The 11755-nt window shown below is 38.4% G+C and carries 7 protein-coding genes and 2 pseudogenes; 2 read left to right on the top strand and 7 right to left on the bottom strand.

The annotated features are described in order from the left end of the window. Positions 1–119 precede the first annotated feature (119 nt). Positions 120–200, bottom strand: a pseudogene (locus N5O98_RS13800) (integrase); the annotation flags it as partial. Between the two features lie 6 nt (positions 201–206). Here N5O98_RS13800 and N5O98_RS13805 point away from each other — a divergent pair. Further along, positions 207–815, top strand: a complete 609-nt coding sequence (locus N5O98_RS13805) for a restriction endonuclease subunit S (RefSeq protein ID WP_004308158.1) — start codon at positions 207–209, stop codon at positions 813–815. On the opposite strand, the gene N5O98_RS13810 is transcribed toward N5O98_RS13805, so the two are convergent. Genes N5O98_RS13810 through N5O98_RS13820 form a run of 3 tightly spaced genes read right to left on the bottom strand, consistent with a single transcriptional unit; the run spans position 810 to position 6338 of the window. Then, on the bottom strand, positions 810–2183 hold the full coding sequence (locus N5O98_RS13810; RefSeq protein WP_118161396.1) for a restriction endonuclease subunit S: 1374 nt from the start codon (positions 2181–2183) through the stop codon (positions 810–812). The genes N5O98_RS13805 and N5O98_RS13810 overlap by 6 nt on opposite strands. Then, a complete protein-coding gene (locus tag N5O98_RS13815) occupies positions 2183–3613 on the bottom strand; it encodes a type I restriction-modification system subunit M (protein ID WP_118161397.1) in 1431 nt (476 codons plus the stop codon). The genes N5O98_RS13810 and N5O98_RS13815 overlap by 1 nt, the downstream gene beginning before the upstream one ends. Positions 3614–3620: 7 nt before the next feature. Beyond that, entirely contained in the window at positions 3621–6338 is a 2718-nt protein-coding gene (locus tag N5O98_RS13820) for a type I restriction endonuclease subunit R (protein WP_118161398.1), read from the bottom strand. A gap of 261 nt (positions 6339–6599) precedes the next feature. On the opposite strand from N5O98_RS13820, the gene N5O98_RS13825 reads away from it, so the two are divergent. Next, positions 6600–7034 carry a DUF6078 family protein gene (locus tag N5O98_RS13825; protein WP_008651257.1) on the top strand — a complete coding sequence of 145 codons (435 nt, stop codon included), beginning with the start codon at positions 6600–6602 and terminating at the stop codon, positions 7032–7034. A gap of 100 nt (positions 7035–7134) precedes the next feature. Here the strand turns inward: N5O98_RS13825 and N5O98_RS13830 are convergent, their stop codons facing one another. The 3 genes and pseudogenes from N5O98_RS13830 to N5O98_RS27595 form a co-directional block, all read right to left on the bottom strand. Next, the gene (locus N5O98_RS13830; protein ID WP_070782614.1) at positions 7135–9225 is read right to left on the bottom strand and encodes a BT4734/BF3469 family protein; all 2091 of its coding nucleotides are present in this window, start codon (positions 9223–9225) and stop codon (positions 7135–7137) included. A gap of 634 nt (positions 9226–9859) precedes the next feature. Further along, entirely contained in the window at positions 9860–10747 is an 888-nt protein-coding gene (locus N5O98_RS13835; protein WP_004325108.1) for a HEPN domain-containing protein, read from the bottom strand. A gap of 46 nt (positions 10748–10793) precedes the next feature. Next, positions 10794–10871, bottom strand: a pseudogene (locus N5O98_RS27595) (SEC-C metal-binding domain-containing protein); the annotation flags it as partial. Between the last annotated feature and the right edge of the window lie 884 nt (positions 10872–11755).

Below are 11755 nucleotides of genomic sequence, written 5' to 3' on the forward strand. Positions count from 1 at the left end.
ATAATTGGAATATAGCAACTTGTTGCCAAATGCATGAGGAAAAAGCAGCATAGCCAAAAGAAAATATAGCAGAACTGTAAAATATAAAAGAGGTTGTGCCAACGTTTTGACACAACCTCCTGTACTGTCCACACATACGATGTAACAGTGTTTTTTGCCAAATTAGTTTTGGCGAGATAGCTTTTGAATTTTGTTACCATATTATATTGATTTATAATGAATACGGTAACAATATAATAGAATATATCAGACATTATACGCAGTTGCCTAATGGTTGGTGTACTACTACACTTAAAGATTTATGCGAAAACATCAATGGATTGTGGAAAGGGAAGAAAGAACCATTTGTCCATGTGGGTGTTATACGCAATGCAAATTTTACAAAAGACTTTAAGTTAGACTATTCAAATATCGAATATATTGATGTTGAACAACGAACTTTTACTAAACGCCATTTAATGAATGGTGATTTAATTGTAGAGAAATCAGGCGGTAGTGATAATAATCCTGTAGGAAGAACAATACTCTATGAAGGTGAAGGTGGCGTTTTTTCATTCAGTAATTTTACAATGGTATTAAGAATAAAGTATAGCAACACCATATTAAGCAAATTTTTGTACTATTATATTCTGGCTATATATCAGACAGGAGCTATGAGATTGATGCAAACACAGACTACGGGTTTACACAATCTGATTCTTGATAAATTTTTATTAATGCCTATATACCTACCACCGTCTTCTGAGCAGAAGCGGATAATCGATAAAATAGAAATGATTTTCGCCACTTTAGATATGATAATGGAGAGTTTATAAGCTCCCCATTATCATGTCCAATTGAGAAAATAAAGTCTGTATTTTAGCCTTAATTAGTTTTTGTTCAGATAATGGAGGTAACATTAATCTTATAGAACACATATCGGTTTGAGTAAGTTTTAAGCGTGTACTTCCATTTACGTACTCAGAATAATCAATTTGATTAAGTGAGTATTGTAGAAATTCAAAATCAATTTTGGGAGATAGGATGTGAACATGATTATTTACCCAACTTTTTCCACTTATAGAATATGCCTTAATCGCATTTTTATCAAGGAAAGGTGCGCCATCTTCACCAAGCAATAAATAATGACCATCTACAATATAGTCATCTATCAGTCCAACTTGACCTGTTGCACCATAATAAGGGTACAACCTATCTATTTGTTTACCCTTTATTCGTAAATTACGTTCATTTGAATTAATAGGTTTCCGTAAATTGTCTAATACGTCTGCAACTTGATCAAGCCTGCAAACTGCCCAACCATTAGGCAACTGCGTATAATGTCTGTTATCACAAGGTGTGAAGTCAGGATTTATACGTTTCAAGAGTTCGATGGCAGGCTCATCATTCGGATTTTGGGGTACGAGTTTGCCGTGAATGGCAAGATCAAGGATTTTGCTTTTGGCTTGCTTGATGACGGTCTGCAAGTCAGCTTTGCCTTGCTCTATTTGGTCAATAAGGAAGAACCAACGCTCAATCTCACAAACTATGCGACGTTGTTCAGAAATAGGTGGAAGTGGTAGCTGCAAAGAAAGCAATAACTCTCGTTTTAGTCCTGGTATCAGACCATTAGCTTTGGATATTATATTCTCTATGTTATTCTTTACAACAGCTTTTATATATTTAATATCGGTATAATTTGTATATCCCCTTACAGCCTGTATCTGACGAGCTATATGAGCTACACCAATATTATTAATTGCCATTTTTCCTACACCAGCACCTTTACATACTACAAGCAAATCGTTTAAATAAGAATAAACAGAAGGGGATTCTGTCCAGCGGTTTATAATAAGTTGCTCGTTTTCAATATTGCTTGCCCCAATAATATAAGGTATGCCTGCAATATTGGCATTATATTTTTCAGGAGGAAAATCTTGTCCAGAGACAAGTTCTAAGATTTCTCCTAATGTTGTCCACACCCATACCTCAGGCACTTCAAACGGCACGTTCTCATAATGGTACGTATCAGAAGAAACAGTTTTCTTACTTTTCTTTATCTTTCCCTCCTTTATCAAACGTTCTTTCTCTTCCTTAATACGTTCAAGTAAAACAGATGCAGGTTCATCATTTGGATCTTGTGGGACAAGTTTTCCTCTAATAGCGAGGTCTAATATTTTCTGTCGTAGTTTCTTTGTGTCCATTAGTCCTCGATATTTGCCATTAATTTTTGAAGTTCAGCCACCGCTTTACTTATGTTATCACTTTTCTCTTTGAGAATATCAATTAATTCTGATAATGAATAGTCTACTTCATCTCCGCCCTGTTTTATCCAAGATACATCAAGGCTAGTCTTGTCACGAGTTATTATTTCATCACAAGTATATTTACGCCAACGCCCATTCGGATTATCCTCAGCATTATATGTTTCTACACGAGCATTTATATCCTCCGCATGATAACACGAAACGAAATCATCAAGATGATGCCTTTGCATTGGATTAGTAGCCAATGTATGCTTTACATCCGTACGATAATCATAAAACCAAATATCCTTCGTACCACTACCTTTTGTAAAGAATAATACATTAGCTTTTACACCTTGAGCATAAAATATACCAGTCGGCAAACGCAAAATAGTATGTAAATTAAATTCCGAAAGTAGTTTCTTACGAATCACTTCTCCAGCGCCCCCTTCAAACAGTACGTTATCAGGCAAAACAACCGCTGCACGTCCGCCTGTTTTGAGCGAAAGCATTATATGCTGTAAGAAATTCAATTGATTATTTTTCGTTTCAACATAAAAATCACTTCGATTAATGTCGACAGAACCAGAAGGACGGGTTCCAAAAGGCGGATTAGCAAGAATGACATTCACTAGTATATTAGGTTCTTTTTCTAAAGAGTCCTGACATATGATAGGACTTCGGTCAGTACCAACACCATGAAGATACAAGTTCATCGAAGCTAATGTAACAACCAAAGGAGTATTATCCGAACCATGTAGAGCTTTATTCCGCAAAAAGTCCCGTTTGCCTTTGTCTTGTGATTGTTTTTTCATGTAGTCATAAGCAGCCAAAAGAAAACCACCAGTTCCACAAGCCGGGTCACAAACCGTTTCCCCAATCTGAGGACGAGTTACATCAACCATTGCCGATATAAGAGAACGAGGAGTAAAATACTGACCTGCTCCACTCTTTTTATCTTGTCCATTCTTCTCTAAAATACTTTCATAAATAGCCCCCTTAACATCACCATCCATTATAAGCCATTGCTCCTCATTAATCATTGTTATGACTTTCTTTAAATATACAGACTTATCTATTTTGTTTTGAGCTTTCGTATAGATAGTACCAATCAGATTATCCTGCTCACTCAGTATTCTCAATGTATTTTCATACTGACCTATCAAATCAAGACCATCCAATTCTATCAGGTTTTCCCAACGATATCCTTCAGGTATGGCTGATTCTTCGTCAAGCAATTTAACGTTTTCATCATCCATTTTCAGAAATAACAAATAAGTCAGTTGGGTTATATAATCGGTAAATCCAATACCTTGCCCCGCTAACGTAGTGGCAAGTGTCCAAACCTTTTTAGTCAGACCTTGCTCATTCGAATTTGATTTTGCCATATTAATTTTATGCTACTTTTCTATTATAAATTAAAAACTGAGATAATGAAACAATAGCCTCATTCACCGCTGCTATAGTACCAAACTTACGTATCATCTGAAGCGCTATTGTTTTATCATCTTCCTTTATTTCTTTTATTGTACAAGAACCATTCGCTACAATATAGTTCACAATCTGACGGATAGTATTCTTTTGAGCCTCAGTCATTGTACGCTGTATCTGCCCACACCACAATTCAAAACGTTGGGCAGCCATTGATGACAGGCTACGAAGTTCTGTCACCTGATGATAAGCATATCTGACTAACTGAATAATATTAGTCAAAGCTTCTTTTTCTTCTTTCGTCCCAAAATGTACTACATTGGAAGGGTTAACAATAGAGTATGTATTCCATAATTGAGAAGGAGTAAACTTGTAATTCTCCATTTTCATCCGATTCTCCAAATCCTTAAGCATTGCATAAGTGATAGATTCTCCGTTATTGTTATAAATAATGCGTAAAGCCTCTATCTCATCTCTATGTTCATTTACATATTGTTCAAACGCCTGAGTCGTGTCGTGAGCTTCCTCTATGGAAAATCCTTTCTCAATCAATGTATCTTCACCGGGCATTAAAATTGTGACAAATCCGGCGTTCAGAATACACAGATATTCACGGGCATCGGGATGAATAGCGAGAGGACGCACCAAGCCTTTCCGTTCGTTATTCGGTTCGTTTATATTCACATATTCCGGCAACAGATTATTATCCAAAGCTTCATATATACGAGATGCCATATCCCGCATATCTGTACCAGCCAATCTTATAAACTCATTCCTCTGTTCTTCATTTGCCTTATTATGTATTCTTGACAGACGGCTAGCCAACAATCGCAGATGTTCATCCGGCAGTTCACCATGAGAGATACGCTCTAAAAGTTGCCTGAAAGACAATAATGTTTCAGCATTGCTTCCCGCTCCAGAAGTTGTTACATAATGCTCATGTTCTGTTACTCCCACCGCATCGACTAAGAAAAACAAATCTTTACTATGAGCATTTGGAGTAACATTACGCAGTTGCTCATCACCAATTGTACGTACTCCCCTACCTTTCATCTGAGTATAAAGAGAGTCAGACTCGACATCACGCATAAACATCACCACTTCCAAAGGCTTCACGTCTGTTCCAGTAGCAACCAAAGTCACAGTTACAGCAATGCGGAACTCCTTATCATTACGAAAATGACGTATCAATTCATTACTATCTCCAGCCGAATAAGTGATTTTCTGCACAAACGTATCATCTTCACGTCCAAAGACTTCCTTCGCTATTTTAACAATATTACTTGCATGAGCATCATTCAAAGCAAATATTAATGTCTTAGGTAAATAGTCAAAATTAGGTTCTCTTTGGGGATCATTAAACATTTCTGTATAAACCGCATCTCTATATGTCTCTAAAATCAACTTTATTTGAGCAGGATTAATAATACTCCTATTCAGTTCTTGTCTTGTATAAGTAGTCGTTTCCTGTGTTTCGATATTTTCAGTTTTACCTGTATAGCGGGTTATTTTACGTACTTTATCCCCCTCGCGAATTGCACCGCCATCTTCGGTTACTTGTGTTTTAATACGGAACACCCTATAATCAACATTGACACCATCAACTATTGACTTTTCAAGAGTGTAGTTCACTATTAAGTTGTTATTAAAGAAGGCTAATGTTTCAACAGCAGGAGTAGCTGTTAACCCAATCATTTTTGCAGAACTAAAATATTCAAGCACACTTCGCCAACTACCATAAATAGAGCGATGGCACTCATCAATAATTATCAAATCAAAGTAATCCGGGGGCAAGTTAGGATGAACTGGCAAATTCATATTTCTAGTGCCGTCGACAACATAATCCGCTTCATTATCATCATCTATAAAATCGTCTCCGGACAATAAAGAAAATAAACGCTGTATAGTAGCGATAACAACATTGGCATCATTTGGGATTTTCGCGGTTTTCAATCTTTCTACCCCAAATATGGTATTAAACGGATCACCATTTTCTGTCAAACGGAATGTTCCAAATTCTCCTTCTGCCTGTTTTCCAAGATTATTACGGTCAACAAGAAACAAAACCCTCTTCATTGAAGTGAAAGCCAACAAACGATAGGCAGCCAAACATGCGGTATAAGTCTTTCCCGCTCCCGTAGCCAAAACCATCAATGCACGATCATGCCCGCTACGAAAACTATTTTCTAATTTTGTTATCGCTTCATACTGGCAATCCCTTAATCCTTTCCTTTTTAAAGTTGGAAGTCCTGCAAAATCATCTTTAAGTCCTAATAGTTTTACTATTTCTTTAGGAGAATGAATTTTATTCAAAGAAATATATTCAGAATCAACTTCACGGGTATCTCTGAATAACAGTTCCCTTCCATTTGACAAATAAACTAAAGGTAAAGGATTCATCCAAGCCTGACACCAATGAGGTACACCTCTAGTATATTTTTCAGCCTGGTCTGCCACAATTTCAGAATAAATTGACACAGATTCTTTCTTTGCTTCCAATACGCCAACAGCTTTACCATTTAAAAAAAGTAAATAGTCAGCTTCACGATTACCTTTCAGCAAGCCTTCTTCGACTGCTATAGCAGATACTTCAGGAGAATAATGATTTCTATCAACTACTTCCCAACCCGCATCATTAAGCATACGGTCAATTATTATTCGAGCCTTTTCTTCCGGTTTCATGTGTGTGTCTTTTTTGTAACTTCCGATAAGGCTATATTATCGGAAGTTACAAAAATAGGTAAAAATATAGAATATGAGAAAGAAATAGAGATTTTTTGATACATCACAACACAATTTCTCTATAAAAGATTCTTTGCATATTAGTAATATTTGTCCAAACACTTCCCATTCCCAAAATAAAGCCCTACTTTTGCGAAGAATATTTTCCCGTATATTAACATATTAACAACAGTATCTCACAAATAAAATAAACCCTACAAGATGAAAGAAGAATCCGACAGCCCGTCTGTCCCCTACAATTTCTCCCGGTGTTTCAACGACCAATGTCCACAAGCCTCGAAATGCTTGCGCCACGTAGTTACGCAAGATAAAATAGCCGACTATCTTTATATCTCCATCGTTAATCCGGCACGTTATCCTGCGGATGGAAACCAATGCGAATGTTTCAAGACTGCTGTCAAAGTTCATGTGGCATGGGGACTAAAACGGTTGCTCGACAGAATCCCTTATGAGGATGCAGTCAGTATCAGAATACAATTAGTGGGACACTACGGGAAAACGGGATATTATCGGTTCTATCGTGGAGAACGGGGGCTTATGCCTAAAGACCAAGCCTATATAAAACAACTGTTCCGTAATAAAGGGATAAAAGAAGAACCAACTTACCAACGTTACACAGAAGAATATATTTGGTAAGTTGCTGTCATCTGTCACAGTTTAGGAGTTAATAGTTTAGTAATGAACCGATAAGCCCGTGACAGCAAGAGGTGACAGCAGGGTGATGGCATTTTTGCCGTCACCTGGTTATTAGTCTTACGACATGATAAAGAGTACCGCTACGCGTATGTTTGGAAGGTATTTCTTGCTTTTTCAGTATTCTTCCGAAGGAATTAACCCTCTTGACAGACATCGGGATTGAACTGCCTTTTTGAATATCCTCCATAATCTCCGCTGGAGACAACCACTCCCCTTCTTCAGGCTGTGCGGCACGGAAATAACGGAAGAAAAGTTGCTCTTCCGGTGGGACTTGTTCAAATTCACGGTTGTTTTCCACCATGATCTTTTCTTCCTCCTGGTCGAACCAGTAACGTTCGCCATGTTCCAATTCGTACATAGCTTGTGCGTAAAGCTGCTCATAGTCTATCGGACGATTGGTGTCAATCACTCCGGTCACTTCGATGCAAATAAAACGACGGCTGCCGGAAGGGTCGGTCAACAAGTCTTTCTGGTTACTTGTAGCTATGAATGAGGCATAACGGCGCATTTCAAGCACGGCACTGCCATGAGGTTTCTTCACATTCAATACTGGCTTTTGCAGAATATGTTTCAGAAAGCCTTGTTGTGTCGAACTCACCTGGTCAAATTCATCGATATTGATAAGCGCAAAACGATTGAGGTAAAGTTCGGCATCTTTCTTTCGGGAAAAATCAATACTGTCGGTATAGTAGGAACGCTCGGAAGGAGGCATTATGCTCCGGCAAAAGGTGGATTTACGTGTTCCTTGCGGTCCGACGAGTAAGGGCGAAACACTGTTTGCATACTTTTTATTGCTTCCTTTCCAATGAGAAACCATATTGAGGAACCAACGGTGGAACAAATCCATCCAATACGGATTCTTACAAGGGACGGTGGCTGCCAATGCACGAATACGGTCTTTACCGTCCCATGCGGGAAGCCGGTAGAGAAAATCTTCCAACGGGTTGAATACAGGGACGCGGTTGGAGTAAATATAACGGCTAATATCCCTGTCCCACAAGGGGATGCCTTCCATTTGTGCATCCAAAGCAATGCTGTTCAACGCACGTTTGTCGAGAGGATTGAAGCGGAAACGAAAAGAAAGCCTTTCACGATATTCTACCTCACCAATTTGGGTATTATGGCGGAATTCATAGCGGCGTTTCATGAATTCTTCAGTCTGCAAGGCGAGTTGCTGCTCTTTGCTTAGGCTGATATTCTTGCCGAAGCCTTTGCACTCGGTATATATATTGCCGATCATTTGCCGAATAAGCTCTTCTTGTTTATACATATAGAAGTGGAAAACGGTACGTCTCACGACTTCTTCTTGCGGAAGTCCCGAAGCAAAACAGTTTTTAGCCAGTTGAACGACTAAAGGATGCCATGTGCCTTCACGCAATTCAAGTCCCGCTTCCCGAAGATCGGCATACGCTTTCCGAAAAGCGGCTTCGAAAAGCATCAGGAAGGCATTTTCCGCATCATATCCCGGTACGGCACGAGTCAATGGAGATTTCTCCGCCTGAACCGCTTCCCGGAAAGTGGTTTCTTCGGGCATTGATGATGGTTGAGAGAGATAAAATTGGACTGAATTCGGACGATATATGATGTCCGGATCGTGGGATAATCGCGAATATTGTTCCAGAGTCGGTTCTTTGGGAAGTATATCGAATGGGATTTGGGGCTGATAACATTTCACAGCCAGTCGATAAGCATGGGCGTGGAATAGTTCCGCTTCTTCCCGTGTTTTAGGAAGCGAGTTGTCCGGTCGGGTGAAGGTAGTCCATATTTTCACCGTTTTACCACTTGAACCCATAAAAACACAACGGGTTTGTGGTTGCTCACAGGCTTTTTGTTTCACTAAAGCGATTTCCGACTTATTGGATAAAGGACCGATGGTCAGTTCTACAATACCGTTGTAGTTTTTCATCTGTTTCTGACCGTTTACTTTACGGAATTCAGCGGAAGGAATTATCTTGGGCAGTTTATCGGCAAACATACACCGTTCATCGGAAAGGGTATATCGCAGATGCTCTCTGAATGTAGAAACAGGGCGGGATTTTATTTCTGTCTTTATCTTATTTACCAGTATATCAAGATCCATTACGCTGAGCGCTATCGTATCTTCATTCTTACGAAATTGAGTAATTTTCATTAATTTGATAATAATTTGTTTTGTCAGCGTCTTTGTGATCGTTGAGACTGCTAAATTACTCATATTATCCGGAACCGACAAGGGAAACAATACTTTAATTTAGAAAATTATTGATATGTCAAGTATTTCTTTGGGGGAAAGAAACAGGTTCGCCTACACGCAGTTACGCTTCAAGTTAGTTTCCTTTGCTTGAAACTAAAGTTTCAGCTAAGAGAAACTGTAGTTTCATCGGTAAGAAACCAATGGTTTCAAGTAATTGAAACTAGAGTTTCAAGCGTATGAAACTAAAGTTTCAAACCGCAGAACCAACAGTTTCGCACCTTGAAACCGTTGGCTTCAAGGCAGGACACAACTCATAATGTACGGGGATAATAAATAGAACGCCTTATCTTTCTATGGCTGATACTATCAAATTCCAAACAGTATCTTTGATTTTTTCTTTGTTTTTGGGTGACAGCATTATTGCTATCACACTGCTATCACCTTGTGCTGTCACACCATTAAGCACTCATACTCTGGAAGTTAATTTATAAATTGTGACAGATGACAGATATATTTCGTTTTTTCATTTCATAGGACCCTGAAGCTGAATTCAAGTTATAAATGCGACACCTACTTATTTCACAGGGGACAATTATTCCGCCATCGTATCATATTCCGCAATTTTCTCCTTACACAGACGTTCAGTTATATCTTTCAAAATACCTATGCGAGAAATAAGGTATTCCAGTTGTTCTTGCGAGATACTGAAATCTTTGTTATAGCGAGCTTCAATGTAAGAACGGCATAATAAATCAAAACATTCTTTCTCTGCGTCCGTATTTTGAAGAAAGACTGCAGTTAATTCCATAGAAAAACGTTTCACCATCCCACCAAGTTCTTTGATTTTATGACTCTTTGGGCGATAGTTCGTAAAGACCATCAGGATACAATTATAAAGTTTCTCACACGTCTGATGAAGAAGAAAAGCAGAAATCTTAGTTTGTTTCTTAGGCAAATAATATTCTTTCACCCCTTCTAAAAGCCCGCAAGCATATGGATATAATTCATTAAATTCTTTTTGTGCAATATCTCGAATCTCCCTAAAACTCAACTTCCGTGGTTTAGCCAATTCATGTTTGCCACTATTATAAAGCATAATCCCCTCCTTTACTATATCCGTAAAGAAATACTGGCTGACTTCCAAGTTACGGTTTACAGTATTAATATGCTCTACTATAAATTGCGGAAAAGCATGACGACGATCTGCAAACAAGTCATGATATTTATTCGTAATACGGTGTAATTTCTCTTCCACTTGCTTAGCCGGTCCGGTTATGACCACAAGAATATCATAATCACTCTGATACGAAGTATGAACACCGAATTCTATATTACTATCCCATAAAACATAGTTTCCCCTTGCATAACTTCCGAACAGGATAACCATCTGACAATTCCCGATGCTTTTACGCACTAAATCCAGCAAGACTGTCAATTCTTCCTGCGTTCGCTTGGGTAAACGTTTTATAGACTTTTTCATAATCATGCTTATTTGAAAACTTTACAAAGATACGAACTTTATAAGGTCAATTATTCCTTCCACAACACTTTTTATACTTCTTCCCGCTTCCACAGGGACAAGGATCGTTCCTTCCGACCGTGTGTCCGGAAGGCATACCACGAAACAGATTGTCTATCCCAGCCTGCATTTCCGGAGTAATGTCCATACCGGCAGCTTTCATATTCGGGCCTGCAACAACGCGGGGAGGATTCTTTCTAAATTTGTCTTTTTGAAATAAAACGAATGTTTCATCCGAAGAATAACCTTTCAGGAACCAACGGGGACAATGATTCACATAATCCATAAATAGTTCAATAGCCTCTTGCAGCTCCTGCATGGAAGAAAGTTTATGGCTAATCATTGAAGTAATAATAGACATTGAATTTTCTTCCGTTTGAGCAGTAAGCCACAAATATGCCAAACTGCTATCCGCTTTTTCCTCCGTATATCCCAGTTTCTTCATCATATATACCTTCAATTCATCCCAACACGGATTAGGAATAACGACTAACGGCATCATTCCTGCCGCAAAAGCTTCTTCTTTGGAAAACTTCTTCCTATTTGTTATTTCACGACGAGCATACATTTTTTCTTCCAAATCATCTAAATCGTCCAAAAATGGAGACTGTATACAAATAGTAGAGTTATAACCATCCACCGCCTCAAAGGTTAGCCGCTGTATCAATGCCGAATTAGCCAAACTATCGGCTATTTCTCTTTTCGTCACCGAATCCTGCAAATAGTCAACCAGCATACTTAACAGATCGAAATAAGACAGATAACCATATAAATTTATGATTCCATAAGCATACTGCTCTACCATAAAACGGATTGCCTGCTTTTCCGAAGTCAAATAATTATTTAAATAAGGAGCTACGGCTTCACGCAATTCATCACAAATCATGTAGCGGACTTTACTTTCTTCCAAGTGACAAGTATCCGTCGCTACGAAAGACAGAATTTCCAACGTACTCACCATAAATGAAT

The organism is Bacteroides sp. LFL-34 (assembly GCF_027257075.1).
GTDB lineage: Bacteria > Bacteroidota > Bacteroidia > Bacteroidales > Bacteroidaceae > Bacteroides > Bacteroides ovatus.